Genomic DNA, 14,546 nt, shown 5'->3' with positions numbered 1-14,546 from the left:
GTTGTACTATTGCTCCATGTCGGTTTCTTGAGAGGGGTTTGAAAGGACCAGCCCCAGCACACTTTTTCTGTCTGCGACCACCAGGTCCTCCGGCACCCTCTGCCCATTGGTAATGAGCGATAAGGGAAGCCGGGCTTCTGCCATGGTGTCGAAAATCGATGCGGCACGCCTTGTCTCGTCCACCTTGGTAAAGACAAGGGTCTCCGGCCTTAAGACCGAAAATCGCTGCACCACCTCCCGGGCATCCAGGCGCCCTGTGACGGCGCTCACCACCAGGTGCACCGACAGGGGCACGCCACTGCCCAGGATCGTCTTGAGTTCCTCCATGCGGGCGGTATCCAGATGGCTCTGGCCGGCCGTGTCCACGAGGATCACCTCGCAGCGCTCCAGCTTGGAGAGGGCCGACACCAGGTCCTCCCGGCTGAAGGCCGGAACAAAGGGAATGCCCATGATGGAGGCGTAGGTCTTGAGTTGATCGATGGCGCCGATGCGGTAGCTGTCCACGGAGATGAGTCCCACCTTTCTCCCCTGCTTTAAAAACAGCTCCGCCGCCAGTTTGGCGATGGTCGTGGTCTTGCCCGATCCCGTGGGCCCTACAAAGGTCGCCACCTGGCGCCCTTCCTGCGCCCGGCCGGAAAGGCCGAAGGGATCGGCCACCTTCACCTGTCCCACTAGCAGGGACAGCACTTCCCGCCCGATGCTGTCGGCGGGCAACTCGCCGTCGCCTGCCCGGCTCGCAAGCCTTTCCTCGGCCCGGCCCACCACTTCACGGGCCCGGGAATCCGAGACCCCGGCACGGAGCAGGGTCGTAAAAATGCTTTGGGTTTCCGGGTTCCGGAGGATCTGACGCTCCTCCTCGGCCTGCTGGGAGAGAAGCATCAGCTCCTTTAACGCTGCCAGCTCCGACTGAACGGCAGCCCATCCCTCGGGCGAAGGTTTCTCTTCGGTTATATCCCGCACCGAACGGGAGTCAACCCCGCCCTTGGTCACAGGGACCGCCTCGGAAAAAAGGGAGTCGGTATTCCCGGCCGGGGGCTTTTCCGCGTCCACCTCGAAGATATCACGTCCGTACGGGTTATTCACCCCCACAGGAATGCGCCGGGTCGATAAAATGATGGCGTCGTCCCCGATGCTCTCCTTCACCTTGGCCACGGCCGCCTGCATACTGCCTGCCGTAAAGGTCTTAACTGCCATGGGCCGACTCCATTCCGCCGGGCAGGGAGACCTTGCCCGTGGCCTTGATGTTCATGTTGCGGGTAATCTCGCCGTGGGACACCACCATCACCGATGGAATCCAGGGTTCGATAAGGGCCCGAACATGCCGTCTCAACACCGGCGAACAGAGAATCACCGGTTGAACATTCAATCCCATATTTCGGTCCACTTCCTTTTGAATTGCCATGATGACCTGTTCCGACACCATGGGGTCCAGGGCGAGCCAGGCGCCCCCTTCGGAGTTCTGCAAGGCTCCGCTGAGCTGGTCTTCCAGAGGCTGATCCAGGAGGATCACGGGCAACGAGCCGTCCCCTTGCTGGTACTGGGAGAGAAAGCCCCTTGCAAGGCGCTGGCGCACATACTCGGTCAACAAGTCCGTGTCCTTGCTCATGGGAGCGTAATCGGCCAGGGTCTCCACAATGGTGAGAAGGTCCCGGATGGAGACCCGCTCCCGCAACAGGTTCTGGAGCACCTTCTGCACCATGCCCAGGGTCATGAGGGAGGGCACCAGCTCCTCCACGGCCTTGGGGCTGGACTTGGCCAGGTTGTCCAGAAGGGCCTGCACCTCCTGGCGTCCCAGCAGCTCGTAGGCGTTGTTTCGCACCACCTCGGTGATGTGGGTGGCGATGACCGTGGAGGTGTCCACCACCGTGTACCCGGCAAACTTGGCGTCCTCCTCCCGTTCCATGGGAATCCAGATGGCCGGCAGGTTAAAGGCCGGCTCCCGGGTGGGAATGCCGTCGATGGTCTGGTTCACGTCTCCGGGGTCCATGGCCAGAAGGTGGTTGACCATCATCTCGCCTGCGGCCATCTCCACCCCGCGGATCAACATGCGGTACCCGGAAGGCTTCAGTTTCAGGTTGTCGCGGATATGGATGGGGGGCACCACAATGCCCATCTCCGTTGCAAACTGGCGCCTGATGGCCTTGATGCGGCCCAGGAGGCTGCCGTCCTGGTTCCGGTCCACAAGGGAGATAAGCCCGTAGCCCACCTCCAGCTCCATGCTGTCCATGGCCAGGAGGCTCTCCACGTCATCAGGACCGGAGTCGGCCGGGGCCTCCTCCATCTCGTCGGGGGGCATCTCATCCACGGATTCGCCTTCCCGGGGACCGAAAGCATAGGTCGCTCCGGCCAGGCCCAGCCCCAGAATCATAAAGGGAAACCCGGGCAGCCCGGGGACCAGCCCCAGCAGAAACACGATAACCGAGCCGACGTAAATAGGAAAGGCACTTGAGAAAATATGCTTGGCAAACTCCTCGCCCATGCGCCCTTCGGAGCCGGAGCGGGAGACGAGGATACCGGCGGATGTGGAGATGACCAGCGAAGGGATCTGGCTCACCAGCCCGTCCCCCACGGTGAGCAGGGTGTAGTTCCCCGCGGCCGTGGCCACGTCCATGTCCAGCTGCATCACCCCGATGACGATGCCGCCCAAAATGTTGATGCCCGTAATGATGATGCCTGCCACGGCATCGCCTTTGACAAATTTGCTGGCACCGTCCATGGCACCGTGGAACTCTGCCTCCCGGGCGATGAGCTCGCGGCGCTTCCGGGCCTCTTCTTCATCGATGTTGCCCGCGTTCAAATCGGCGTCGATGGCCATCTGCTTGCCGGGCATGGCGTCCAGGGTAAAGCGTGCCGCCACCTCGGCGATACGGCCGGAACCGGCGGTGATCACCTTGAAGTTCACGATGACCAGGATGACAAAGATCACCATGCCCACCACGTAGTTGCCCCCCACCACAAAATTACCGAAGGCCTGGATCACGGAGCCCGCGGCCGAGGCGCCCTCGTTGCCGTGGAGAAGGATGAGGCGGGTGGAGGCCACGTTGAGGGCCAGGCGAAACAGGGTCAGCACCAGGAGCAACGGTGGAAACACGGCAAAATCCGTGGGTTTCACCGTATAAATGGTGGTGATCAAAACGATGATCCCCAGGGTGATGTTCAGGGCCAGGAGGAGGTCCAGAATCACGGCGGGCAGGGGAAGAATCATGGCGGTGAGGATCCCCATGACGCCTGCCACCACGGCGATCTCCGCCGACTCCTTTTTCAATGCCCCCAAAAGAGGGGGCGCGTTGCCTGTGCTGCTTGCCATCTCGTGTCTGTCCTGCTCTGATCCGAAGTGTTGTCCGGCTGCGTCCGATATCCGTCGGCGGGCGTCATGATTTTGTCACCCCGCCTCTCTGCCGCCCCTTTGTCACCCCCTGGTGCCGGGCCTTGCGGGCAGCGTCCCGACACGTCTTTTACATCAAAAAGCGATTACATTACCGCCCTTTGAGGCGGAATACGTAGGCGAGAAGTTCTGCCACCGCCTGAAAGAGGTCGTCGGGAATCTCCCTGCCCACCTCCACTACTTTATACAAATTCCGGGCCAACGGGCGATTTTCCACCAGGGGAACCCCGTTTTCCCGGGCAATCTCCCGGATCCGCTGGGCAATTTTTCCCGCACCCTTGGCCACCACCTTGGGGGCGGCCATCTGCCCCGGCTTGTAAGAGATGGCCACGGCCAGGCGCACGGGGTTGACCACCACCACGTCGGCGTCGGGCACCTCGTGCATCATCCGCTTTCTGGAGGCCTCGATCTGGAGGTTTCGAATACGGGATTTCACCAAAGGGTCCCCTTCCATCTCCTTGTGCTCTTCCTTGACCTCCTGGCGGGTCATCTTGAGCTTCTCCTCAAAGCGCCAGCGCTGAAAAACGTAATCAGCCACCGCCACGGCCACCATGGGCAGGGTCACGGCCAGAAAGATCTTAAAGGCCACCCGCCCCATGTAGAGGAAAATCCGCAGGGCCGACTCATCGTAGAGAAGGGGAATGCGGGAGAGCTCCCCTTTGATCACCAGCCACGCCACATAGATGATGATGGTGAGCTTGGCCAGACTCTTGACCAGCTCTCCCACGGCATGAAGGGAAAACTTGTTCTGGAACCCCTTGATGGGATCGATGCGCTCGATCTTGGGCATCACCGCCTTGGGTGAAATGACAAACCCCACCATGATCACGTTAGAAAAAAGCCCCAGCACAAACACCGCCAGAAGCACCGGTGCCATGATGAGGAGAAAGAGCCCCCCCATATGGAAACACAGATCCACCACGGCCTTGAGGGTCAGCGCCTCCACCGACTCAAAGGCAAAGGCGTCCCGGAAGAGATCCTCAAAATGCCCGGAGATAAAGCTGGAGGTCAACAAAAGAATGAAAATGGCCCCCAAAAGCACAAAAACCGACGGCAGCTCGGCGCTTCGGGCCACGTCCCCTTCTTCCCGTGCCTTCTCCCGTTTTTTCGGGGTGGCCGGTTCGGTTTTCTCCTGCATGGAGTCTTCAGCCACGGGTGCCTCCCATCATCTCCAGCATGTGGGTGAGAAGGGTGGCGTAGTCCCCCACAAAGCGCCCCACCATGATGTGAATCACCTGAAGGGTCAGGCCAAAGAGAAAAAGCCCCACGGCGATCTTCACCGGAAAAGCAAGCACCAGAACGTTCATCTGGGGCACAAAACGGGCGCACATGCCAAAGGCACAGCTCGTAAAGAAAAGGGCCACCATGGTGGGGGCCGCCACGCGGATGCCCACGGTGAACATGGCAGAGACCAGGGTCTCCAGAGTGTTCCAGAGGCTCTGGGTGAGCAGCAGCCCCCCGGGCTTCACCAGAAAAAAACTGTCGGCCAACGCGGTGATCACCACATGGTGCCCCCCGAAGGCCAGAAAAAGGAGCGTGGCCACGAGATACCCCACCTGACTCATGATGGCCATGGGCGACCCGGACTGGGGATCGATGGTGTTGATCATGGAAAAACCCATCTGAAAACTGATGATGCCCCCTGCCAGCTGTATCGCCGCAAAAAAGAGACGGGCGGAAAGGGCCAGGCACATCCCGAGGATCAACTCCGCCCCCATGGTTATCACCATGGGCACGGTCCCGTGGGGAAACACCGGGGCGGTTTTGGCCGCCACAGGCCAGAGGGTAAAGGCCAGCACCAAGGAAAGGGCGGTTTTCACCCGCACCGGGATCACCGGGCTGCCGAAAAAGGGAAAGAGAAAAAGAAGGGTGCTCACCCTTAAGAGCACCAGCAGGAAGATGCGGAACTCCGCGGTGGGAAAGTTGAGGATCTCCATGGGCCTACCGGATGTACATGGGGATGTTTTCGATCACCCGGATGGTAAAGGTGGTGATCTTCTCCAGCATCCAGGGCAAAAAGAAGAGAAACCCCAAAAGTACGGCCACGATCTTGGGCACAAAACTCAAGGTCATCTCCTGAATGGAGGTGACCGCCTGAAAAATGGAAATCAACAGCCCCACCAGAAGACCCAGAAGCAGCATGGGAGCAGAGAGCAGCAACGTCAAGATGATGCTCTCCTTGGCAAAGGTCACCACAAATTCAGGGGTCATATCAGCAGCCTCCTTATACGCCAAAGCTTTTGACCAGGGACCCCACGATGAGGTTCCAGCCGTCCACCAGCACAAACAGCATGAGCTTAAAGGGAAGGGAGATCATCACTGGGGGCAGCATCATCATGCCCATGGAGAGAAGCACGCTGGCCACCACCATGTCCAGGATAATGAAGGGAACATAGATGAGAAAGCCGATGATAAAGGCCGTCTGCAGCTCGCTGATGACAAAGGCGGGCACCAGGGTGGTGAGGGGCAAATCGTCATGGGTTTCCGGCCGCTTGTCCCGGGCGACCTTGACAAAGAGGGCGATGTCCTTTTCCCGGGTGTTGGCCAGCATGAACTTTTTCACCGGCTTCTCCACCTCACGGACCATCTCGGTAAAGGGGATCTTCTCCTCCAGGTACGGATTGAGTCCCTTGTCGTAGGCCTCCTGCCACACCGGCTTCATGACAAAAAAGGTAATGAACAGGGCCAGGCCCACCAGCACCTGGTTGGGGGGCGCCGACTGGGTGGCCAGGGCCTGGCGGAGAAAGTGGAACACCACCACCACCCGGGTAAAGGAGGTCATGAGAATAAGAATGGTAGGAGCCAGGGCCAACACCGTGAGAAGGGCCAGCACCTCCAGGGCGACGCCCACCTCCGAAGGAGTGGTGGCCTGCCCCACCCCGATCTGAAGGGAGGGGATGGGAAACTCAGCCCAGGCACTCACGGGCAAAAGGAACAACACCCCGATGAAAGCAGCCGGGCAAAAGTGCCTTATCAGCCCTTTGCAATCACGTCTCATCCGGGGCCTCCCCTTGTTTTGCTTCGCCCCTGGCCATGCGGCGCCTGAGCAGGGTCTCGAAAAAGGACGGAGAGGCCTCGTCCGCATTGGCCGTGTCCTCAACCTCACCAAAGGTATGCAGGGTACTGATCCCGGCCGGGGTCACCCCCAGAAGCAGGCGCACGCCCTCCACATCCACGAGCATGAGGCGCTCCTTGGGGCCCAAATGGTAAGTCCCCCGTACCGCCACGGCTCCCTGACCCGCAAGCTGCCGCATGCCGCCGATGCGCTTCAGAAGAAACACAACGCCCATGAGAACGGCCAGCACAACAAGCAGCATGCCCCCGGTTTTAAGCACCAGCGCCCCCATGTCGGGGATCGCTGAAATATCCTGAACCGCTCCCGCCTCCACGGCCTTCCCCCCTTACGACCTCAAGCTGCGCACCCGTTCCATGGGGGTGATGATGTCGGTTAAACGTACGCCGAACTTCTCGTTGACCACCACCACCTCGCCCCGGGCCACCAGCTTCCTGTTGATGTAGATCTCCAGGGGCTCGCCGGCGAGCTTGTCCAGCTCCACGATAGAGCCCTGGCCAAGCTGGAGCAGGTCGTTGACCAGCATCTTTCGACGGCCCAGTTCCACGGAGAGCTCCAGAGGGATATCCAGGATAAAATCGATGTCCTGGGTTTCAGCCCCGAAATCGTCCATTTCGTCGGTCTTGTTGCCGTTTTTATCTTCCATAGGTCTGTCCCTTTGCTATCGGGTGTAGAGTTTTTCTTCAATGCTGAAGGCCTGGAACCCACGCTGGGTCCCGGCAAAGCCCTTTAGCTTCTTCACGCCGCCCACCATGGCCAGAAGTGTGTCTGAGGCATCCTGGGTCAACTCGATGACGTCCCCCTCCTTCAGGCCGATGAGGCGCTCGCCGGTAATTTCGCTCGTGCCAAGGCTCACCGCCATCTCCACCTCAGAGTCAAAGATGATCTCCTTAAGGCGTTTCTGCCAGGTGTAGTCCACGTCCTCGGTTTCCGCCTGGAACCCGGCGGAGAGCTTGCCGCGGATGGGCTCGATCATGGCATAGGGGATGCACACGATGAGGGTACCCGCCGACTGCTCCAGCTCCACCTCAAAACGGGAGACGATAACCAGGTCCGTGGGCATGACAATGGCGGCAAACTGGGGGTTCACCTCGGACCGGACCATGGCGGGATGCACCTGCTCCACCGGCATCCAGGCCGTCTCGAAATCCTTGAGGCAGGCCCTCACCACCTTGAGGATCATGGCCTGCTCGATGGTCGTGAACTCCCGGCCGTCCACCCGGGCCGTGGAGTTGCCCTTGCCTCCGAAAAACTGGTCGATGAGGTTGAAGACCAGGCGGCTCTCCATGACAAACAGGGCGTGGCCCCTCAAGGGCTCCAGCCGGAACACATGGAGGCTCGTGGGCACGGGCAGGCTGCGGCCGAATTCGGCAAACTTGAGAATGTCGTGGGACTCTGCCGCAATGTCCACGTTGGTATGCAGAAGGGCCGACAGGCTCGTGCGGATCTCCCGGGCAAAACGATCGTTCAGGACCTCAAAGGTGGGCATGCGCCCACGCACCACCTGGTCCTGGCTGGTAAAGTCGTAGGGAAGCACCCCGTCGGGGTCGGGCTGGCCCGATTCGGTCTCCGTTTCAATGTCTCCGGTGCTCAAGCCGGACAGGAGGCTGTCCACCTCCTCCTGTGACAGAATATCGCTCATGGCCACCTACAGGATAAAAAATTCAGTGATATAAACACCTTTGACGCGCCCACTCTCCAGAAGACCGTTGACCAGGCGCAGGGTCTCGTATTTAAGGCGTACCCTGCTTCCGCTGCGCTCCATCTCCTCCACGGACCGCCCGGCAAGGGCAAGGCCCAGGGCCTCGACGATCTCCTCCTTGCGAAGGGTCATCTCCTCGGCCAGCCCCTCGGAGTTGAGGTCAAAACTGAACCCGAGGGTCAGGGTCCGGTCCCCCATGCGCCCGGAAAGGGGCACCTGAATGTCCGTCAGGGGCCACAGGGCCTGGAAGGGCTCCTTGTGACGCGGCGGCAGGGACTCGGTATCCGCGGCGACCTCCTCGTCGGGTTGCCCGAGAAGAAACCACGCCGCACCAGCACAAGCTACAGCCAGAAGAAGGCATCCCGCAAGGATGATCACCATTTTTTTATTTTTCAAGAAACCCGGCATGACTCGCCTTTCGCCTTCGTTGTGTCTCCAAACCCCAAGGGGATCAGCCGGATATGCCCGACAGGGACTTGAGACGCCCACTGGAAATGCCACGGGCCCCGGATACAGCCCCAAGCGCGCCACCCGAAGGTAGAGCAACCACCGTGCCAACGCCCCTTGGATTCCCCTTTTCCCGGCAAGGGCTCAAAAAAGTTCGATGTATTTCGAGGTATTGCAACACAGGCGGCCCATAACAAGCGTCCCTGCGACGCACCCCCTCTTTTTCAGGTATCGGCAGAATCGTCAAAAACATGACACCCGAACAAAAAAAACGCGGCCCCGGGCAATGCTCCCCGGTTCGGCCGCGTTTTATAAAAAAGCCATAGATACCCTGGCTATCGCTTCATGGAGATGGTGTCCCCAAGCATGGTGTCCACGGTGGTGACGATCTTGGAGTTGGCCTGGTAGGCCCTCTGGTTGGTGATCATTTTCACGAACTCAGAGGCCATGTCCACGTTGGACTGCTCCAGGGAGTTGGGGGCCAGGCTGCCCAGACCGTTGGTGCCCGGACGGTTGGTGATCACTGAGCCCGAGAGACGGGTCTCGCTGAAGAGGTTGCCTCCTTCCTTGAAGAGCCCCTGAACGTTCTGGAACTTGCCCAGGGCCACACGGAAGAGCGGGGTCACCTGGCCGTTGGAGTACTGGCCGGTGATGACGCCGTCCACGTCCACGCTGATGTTCTGGAGGCTGCCCGCCCCGTAGCCGCTGGCAGACTGGAACACCGTGGTGGAGGCTGAAGCGAACTGGGTGGAGGAGAGCCCTGCAGGGGCCCAGTTGGTGCCGTCAAAGGCGATGCCCATGTCCAGCTCGATGCCCATCTCCGTGGTGCGGTTGTTGCCCCCTAAAAAGTCGGCGGCCACGGTGAAGTGCTGGTTCTGGAAATCACCGCTCATGTCGGACCAGCCGTCGGCGTTGTCCAGAGCGTCGGGATCCCCTGCGGAGATCACCACATCAAAGGTACTTCCCACGGCCACGCTGGTGTCCTCTTCCAGGCGCAGAACGATGCCGTCCGGGCCTTCCACGGAGTTGCCGTTCTTGAAGTCTGCGGGCACGGTGATGGTGCCGGTCTTGCCGCTGCCTGCCGCCGTCCAGTTCAGGACAATGGGGTTGGTGCCCACGATACCGCCCCCTGCAGCCGGGTCTGCCGCGGGATCTGCCGCTGTGGCGGAAGGGGCCACGGTAAAGCTGTAGGTTTCCGTGGCGGGGGGGCCGCCGGCCAGGACCGCGGGGTCACCGCTCCAGTCGCCGCTGACCTTGGGGGTGCCGCTGGTCCACGTGGAGTTGGCCACGGTGAGGTTGCCACCGGAATTGCCCACAAACCGCTCAAAGGTCTGACTTGCCAGCAGGCCGTCGGTGGTGAAGTTCAGCGTACCACGCCCCAGAAGGCCCCGCCCCCTGTCCTCATCGGAGTTAAAAATGTCCCTCATGTCCTCTTCCGGGTTGCAGGTGACGATGTACTCGTAGCTGCCGTCCCCTGCGCCCTTGTCGAAGTAGAGGGTGAGGTCATGGGTACTGCCCAGGGCGTCGAAGGCCTTGACCGTGGTCTGGTACTCAAAGGCAAGGTCGCTGATGTTGATCCCCGCGCCGGGGCGTCCGTCCCAGGCCGTGGACAAAGGCACTCCGGGACCCACGGTGTTGTCCTTGCCCCTGGCATCCAGGTTCGTGATAACCGAGATCTTGTTGGTCTTTTCCGGGGGCGAAGTAAAGGACTCCAGCTGGATATCCTGGATGGAACCCACATCCTCCACGTCACCCGTAGCCTCGTTTCGCCGGACAGCCCACCCCTGGGTGATGTAGCCGGAGGGGGTGGTGAAGTTGCCGTCCTTGTCGAACCGGAACTCACCGGCCCGGGTGAAGTACTGCTCGGCTTCGTTTTTGGGGTGACGCACGATAAAGAAGCCCTCACCGCCGATGGCAAGGTCCGTGGGGGACTCCGTGGATTCAAAGGACCCCTGGGCAAACTGTCCGGCGATCTCGCCCACGGAGGTGCCGCGCCCCACCTGGGCGCTTCCGGAGTTGGTGGCCACGGTCTGACTCAGGACATCCTGGAAGGTGACCCGGCTGGATTTGAAACCGATGGTGTTGACGTTGGCGATGTTGTCGCCGATGACGGTCATGGCATTGCCCATGGCCGAGAGGCCGCTGACGCCTGAAAAGAGTGAACTGGTAAGTGACATGCGTTGATTTCTCCTCTATCGGTTTCCGCCATCGGCAGACGGAGCTGCCTGGGGCTGCGGTGCGGCAGCCATGGCTGCCCGGGGCTGAGCCCCTTGGGTTCCGAACAATTGAGCGGCGATCTCCGGGGGAAGCCCCCCGGGCACGGCACCGCCCGGCAGTAAAGGACCGGCTGCCACCTGGGGTTTTTCAGGGGCCACCACCGTGGCCACACTCCCGGGCGCCACCTTGCGGCCGTCCACCACCAGAAAGCTGCGCCCACCCTCCCGGGTTACCCCCTCCACCATCCCGCGATCGGTGGTGGAGACGGAGGCGTAGTCGCCTTTGGCATTACGGGCGATGATCTTGTAAACATACTTGCCGTCGGAAAGACGGTTGCCGTCTTCATCGGTGCCGTCCCAAGCGATCTGCTGGCGGCCCTGAGAGATGAAGTCGGTACCGGAGCTGATCTCTTTGACCAAGACGCCGTCGGGGTTGTAGACCATCACGCTGACCCTGGCCGGCTCCTTCAGGGTGTAGTGCCCGCCGGAGGTTACACTACCGGCACTGAGGGAGACGGGGTTGCCGTTTGAGACCACCTCCTTGCCGATGTAGTCGAAGATGTTGTTCTCCTCCTTGCTGGCCTGGTTCACGGCCAGCAGGGATTTTAAGTTGTCGTTCATGTTCACCTGCTGCTCCAGCCCGGAGAACTGGGCCAGCTGCGCGGTAAAATCGGTTCCGTCCAGAGGGTTCAGGGGATCCTGGTTTTTCATCTGTGCCACCATCATGGTGAGAAAGGCGTTTTTTCCCAGGGCCTCGTCCTCATCCTTTGTGCGGCCGGTCTTGTTATGGGACTGGCCGTCGAGGAAAATGGATCGGTTGTTGTATGTGCTCTCAACTCCCGGCGTTGTCATGCGCTCTCCTTACTGATTATCACCGATGATTCCCTGTCTGGGCGCCATCGCATCCGCCCCTTGCTCATGCCACCACGCTGATGGCGCCCTCGTGTTCTCGCTTGGTCGGGCCCGAGGCCTCGCCTTCGGGCTCTCCCGTTCCGCCCTGACCACCCTGCCGTGGGCTGGAACGCCCCCTTCCGCTTCGACCCTCCATACCCCCGCCGTTCTGGGCCATGAAGTCCATGGTCGCCCCGGTGGCCACCTCAATGCGATCCAGGCGAATCCCGTGGTCGGCCATGAGGGCCCGGAGATCATGCTTGCCTGCAGCAAGGATCTCTCCTGCCTTCTCTTTTTCGGAGACGATGCGTACCGAAACACCTTCGCCCTCTTTTTCGATGCGTATCTGAATCCGCCCCAGGGAGGGGGGACGCACCTGAAACGTCACTTCGCGATCGTTCTTTTTCAAGGAGGTGGCGATCTGCCGCCCCACCTGAAGGGCCAGCTGACGGGTCAGCCCGCTTTTGGGCGTATCCACCGAAGAGGAAGGCTCCAGCTCGCTTGCGGCGGCTGCCACCACGTCCGAGGGGGTGGGCACCACCGGGGCGCCTGCACGGTCGGACCCAACGGACTTTACGGATTGAAGGGGAGCAGCCGCAGGCTCGTCCACCGGAGCCGTTCTGGGTCGGGCTCCGGGGCCGGGAGCCATGGCCGGATGATCTTTCTTGGCCAGCCGGGCTGCCCCGGTGTCATCAAGAGCGACCTCTGCAGGGGACGCTGCTTTTGCCCCGCGCACTGTGGCCCGGTTCCCGGAACGTGCCAGGGTGTTGCCAAGTCCTTCTGCAATGCCTGCGGCTGCAGCCGGGACTTTAGCGTCCGCGGAGGCAGGGGATGTGCCAGGCGCAGACAACGGAGGAGTCTCCTGCCGCGTGGCTTTCTTCCCCTCAGCGGCACCGCGAACCATCTCGGCGAAGCGGTCTACCCCCACCTCTCCAGCGGGTTGAGGAACCTTGCCGGCTGCGGCTGCGCCACCCACTTGAGCGGGGCCGGGCGCCATGCCCCCCTTGGTAAAGGGCATCTTTGCCCCGGGCTTTCCGGGTACCCCGGCACTTTTTTCCGGTCCGTGTTCCAGCGGGCCCTCTGCCAACGCGGGGCCGCCTGATTTCACAACCGGAACCAGCGGGGAGACCGCCAACCCGGCAAGAAGCTCGGCCACCGCCTCATCGCCATTGCCCTTGGTGTCCTCTGCCTCGGCGGACGCGCCTTTTTTAACCGGCCCTTTTCCTTCCGCCATGGAAAGAGCAGCCTTTTTACCCGACGGGGCCTTTCCCTTTAATAATGTCCCGGCTTCGGCACCCTCTCCCTTGGTTTCAGGGGCCATGCCCTTGGCCGCGTTGCCTTTTCCGAAGAAAGCCGTCAGGAGAGCGGCAAAGCCGCCGGGCTGTTTTCCCTTTGCCCCGCGCTGCCTGCCCGCGGCCTGAAGGCCCGAGGTTGCTTCCGATGTGGTTTGAACTGCTGTCTGCATGAACCTCTTCACTTTCCCGGTTGGGTTGCCTGGGGTTACCGTAATTCCCCTACCCTGTATCATCAGGTGCGTTCGGCTTGCGGGCCCCACCGGTGGGACACCGCATGCCCTCTGACAAAAAGCAAAGCCCATGCCAACCTTCCAACATCAATGCAAATTACAATATTTTCAGGAGATTAAACCAAACAAATCCCACATCCCCCACCCCAGCACAATTTTCCCTTTTGGCGCCTGAAGGGAAATTTCTGCCCCGCCCGAGGCATGTTCATTCTCCGTACATAAACAGATCACCAATTGTACATTCGCCCCGCCAGCCACGATCCACACGCCGAGCTACCAGAAATTTTACCATACCATTCAAATATGTTATCTTTTTCCACCCATTCGGGTATATATTTTGCTATGTTACCCATGGCACCACCGGTCGACCCGAGGCTTCCGAAAGGTGATGACAATGTAAAAAAACGAAACGACGCTGTAACCGCTCACCACTGCAAGGGTTTTTCCCTCCACAACGTCTCGCCATTTTTTTCCAGGCATCATTTATGACGGTCTGCCATTTTCCTGACACCTGTGACCCAAGAGGCACCATGAGAACCACTGTTTTTGATACCCCCATCCTGCGCACCATCATGCGCTGGGCAGCCATCATGACCCTGAAAGCCGGGGGCTGGAAAGCCGTCGGCACCCTGCCCACCGTGGACAAATACGTCGGCATTGCCGCCCCCCACACCTCCAACTGGGACTTTATCTGGACCATCTGCATCGCCCTGAAGCTTCGCGTCAAGGTTTTCTGGATGGGCAAGCACACCCTCTTCAAAGGCCCGGCAGGCCCCATCATGCGCTGGCTCGGCGGCATCGCCATCGACCGGACCAAGGCCGGAAACACCGTGGAGCAATCCATTGCAGCCTTCAATGAAAACGAAAAGCTTGTCCTCATCATTCCGCCTGAGGGTACCCGGTCCAAGGCCCGGTACTGGAAGACGGGTTTTTACCATATCGCCAACGGAGCAGGGGTTCCCATTGCCATGGGGTTCCTTGATTTTTCCCTGAAAATGGGAGGCTTCGGCCCGGCCTTGATCCCCACCGGGGACATTGAGGCAGACATGGATCTCATCAAGGGGTTCTACAGCAACGTCACCGGCAAATACCCGGACCAGTACGGTGAAGCCGAGGTGTTCTCCGGCTACGACGCCATCGACGCCGACACCCGGGCTTACGTGGACAGCTCCAGCGTCTTCTTCTCTCCCACCGGAGACATGGAGAGCGACCTGCGCTTCCTTTCCGCCTACTACCGGGATATCACCGGCCCCGACGGCCCCCGCCCCAGCCTCAACGCATAAAAAAAACGTGCGGCCCTTCTCGGG

General features: G+C 60.6%; 14 protein-coding genes. 1 reads left to right on the top strand and 13 read right to left on the bottom strand.

Translation table 11 applies throughout. The annotated features are described in order from the left end of the window. Window positions 1-6 precede the first annotated feature (6 nt). The 13 genes from flhF to ACOYW0_RS16990 form a co-directional block, all read right to left on the bottom strand. Complete coding sequence (flhF, locus tag ACOYW0_RS17050; protein ID WP_482415013.1) at window positions 7-1,194, bottom strand: flagellar biosynthesis GTPase FlhF; 1,188 nt, start codon at window positions 1,192-1,194, stop codon at window positions 7-9. Beyond that, window positions 1,184-3,307, bottom strand: coding sequence for a flagellar biosynthesis protein FlhA (gene flhA, locus ACOYW0_RS17045; protein ID WP_482415012.1), 2,124 nt, complete (start codon window positions 3,305-3,307; stop codon window positions 1,184-1,186). The genes flhF and flhA overlap by 11 nt, the downstream gene beginning before the upstream one ends. Window positions 3,308-3,476: 169 nt before the next feature. Next, window positions 3,477-4,538: a flagellar biosynthesis protein FlhB gene (flhB, locus tag ACOYW0_RS17040; protein WP_482415011.1), complete on the bottom strand. Its 1,062-nt coding sequence runs from the start codon at window positions 4,536-4,538 to the stop codon at window positions 3,477-3,479. Then, a complete protein-coding gene (gene fliR, locus ACOYW0_RS17035; protein WP_180136865.1) occupies window positions 4,531-5,322 on the bottom strand; it encodes a flagellar biosynthetic protein FliR in 792 nt (263 codons plus the stop codon). The genes flhB and fliR overlap by 8 nt, the downstream gene beginning before the upstream one ends. 4 nt (window positions 5,323-5,326) lie before the next feature. Next, window positions 5,327-5,596: a flagellar biosynthesis protein FliQ gene (gene fliQ / locus ACOYW0_RS17030; RefSeq protein ID WP_180136866.1), complete on the bottom strand. Its 270-nt coding sequence runs from the start codon at window positions 5,594-5,596 to the stop codon at window positions 5,327-5,329. Between the two features lie 13 nt (window positions 5,597-5,609). Then, a complete protein-coding gene (gene fliP / locus ACOYW0_RS17025) occupies window positions 5,610-6,383 on the bottom strand; it encodes a flagellar type III secretion system pore protein FliP (RefSeq protein ID WP_482415010.1) in 774 nt (257 codons plus the stop codon). Continuing rightward, the gene (gene fliO, locus ACOYW0_RS17020; RefSeq protein ID WP_482415009.1) at window positions 6,373-6,774 is read right to left on the bottom strand and encodes a flagellar biosynthetic protein FliO; all 402 of its coding nucleotides are present in this window, start codon (window positions 6,772-6,774) and stop codon (window positions 6,373-6,375) included. The genes fliP and fliO overlap by 11 nt, the downstream gene beginning before the upstream one ends. Window positions 6,775-6,786: 12 nt before the next feature. Then, window positions 6,787-7,104, bottom strand: a complete 318-nt coding sequence (gene fliN / locus ACOYW0_RS17015) for a flagellar motor switch protein FliN (RefSeq protein WP_482415008.1) — start codon at window positions 7,102-7,104, stop codon at window positions 6,787-6,789. Window positions 7,105-7,119: 15 nt separating this feature from the next. Next, the gene (gene fliM, locus ACOYW0_RS17010) at window positions 7,120-8,100 is read right to left on the bottom strand and encodes a flagellar motor switch protein FliM (protein ID WP_482415007.1); all 981 of its coding nucleotides are present in this window, start codon (window positions 8,098-8,100) and stop codon (window positions 7,120-7,122) included. A gap of 6 nt (window positions 8,101-8,106) precedes the next feature. Continuing rightward, window positions 8,107-8,556, bottom strand: a complete 450-nt coding sequence (locus ACOYW0_RS17005) for a flagellar basal body-associated FliL family protein (protein WP_482415006.1) — start codon at window positions 8,554-8,556, stop codon at window positions 8,107-8,109. Between the two features lie 386 nt (window positions 8,557-8,942). Continuing rightward, the gene (locus ACOYW0_RS17000) at window positions 8,943-10,784 is read right to left on the bottom strand and encodes a flagellar hook protein FlgE (protein ID WP_482415005.1); all 1,842 of its coding nucleotides are present in this window, start codon (window positions 10,782-10,784) and stop codon (window positions 8,943-8,945) included. Between the two features lie 15 nt (window positions 10,785-10,799). Then, window positions 10,800-11,675, bottom strand: coding sequence for a flagellar hook assembly protein FlgD (locus ACOYW0_RS16995; protein ID WP_482415004.1), 876 nt, complete (start codon window positions 11,673-11,675; stop codon window positions 10,800-10,802). A 64-nt stretch (window positions 11,676-11,739) separates the two neighbouring features. Beyond that, complete coding sequence (locus ACOYW0_RS16990) at window positions 11,740-13,179, bottom strand: flagellar hook-length control protein FliK (RefSeq protein WP_482415003.1); 1,440 nt, start codon at window positions 13,177-13,179, stop codon at window positions 11,740-11,742. Window positions 13,180-13,769: 590 nt separating this feature from the next. On the opposite strand from ACOYW0_RS16990, the gene ACOYW0_RS16985 reads away from it, so the two are divergent. Further along, window positions 13,770-14,522: a lysophospholipid acyltransferase family protein gene (locus ACOYW0_RS16985; protein WP_482415002.1), complete on the top strand. Its 753-nt coding sequence runs from the start codon at window positions 13,770-13,772 to the stop codon at window positions 14,520-14,522. Window positions 14,523-14,546: the final 24 nt, after the last annotated feature.

The organism is Desulfoluna sp. HI9BLuna, from assembly GCF_056829775.1.
This window is presented reverse-complemented; position numbering and strand designations above follow the sequence as displayed.

Bases quoted from the DNA above. Each gene is read 5' to 3' on its own strand.
- fliQ (WP_180136866.1), bottom strand. From the start codon at position 5,596: ATGACCCCTGAATTTGTGGTGACCTTTGCCAAGGAGAGCATCATCTTG.
- fliR (WP_180136865.1), bottom strand. From the start codon at position 5,322: ATGGAGATCCTCAACTTTCCCACCGCGGAGTTCCGCATCTTCCTGCTG.
- fliN (WP_482415008.1), bottom strand. From the start codon at position 7,104: ATGGAAGATAAAAACGGCAACAAGACCGACGAAATGGACGATTTCGGG.
- ACOYW0_RS16985 (WP_482415002.1), top strand. From the start codon at position 13,770: ATGAGAACCACTGTTTTTGATACCCCCATCCTGCGCACCATCATGCGC.
- ACOYW0_RS16995 (WP_482415004.1), bottom strand. From the start codon at position 11,675: ATGACAACGCCGGGAGTTGAGAGCACATACAACAACCGATCCATTTTC.
- fliP (WP_482415010.1), bottom strand. From the start codon at position 6,383: ATGAGACGTGATTGCAAAGGGCTGATAAGGCACTTTTGCCCGGCTGCT.
- ACOYW0_RS16990 (WP_482415003.1), bottom strand. From the start codon at position 13,179: ATGCAGACAGCAGTTCAAACCACATCGGAAGCAACCTCGGGCCTTCAG.
- flhA (WP_482415012.1), bottom strand. From the start codon at position 3,307: ATGGCAAGCAGCACAGGCAACGCGCCCCCTCTTTTGGGGGCATTGAAA.
- flhF (WP_482415013.1), bottom strand. From the start codon at position 1,194: ATGGCAGTTAAGACCTTTACGGCAGGCAGTATGCAGGCGGCCGTGGCC.
- fliM (WP_482415007.1), bottom strand. From the start codon at position 8,100: ATGAGCGATATTCTGTCACAGGAGGAGGTGGACAGCCTCCTGTCCGGC.
- ACOYW0_RS17000 (WP_482415005.1), bottom strand. From the start codon at position 10,784: ATGTCACTTACCAGTTCACTCTTTTCAGGCGTCAGCGGCCTCTCGGCC.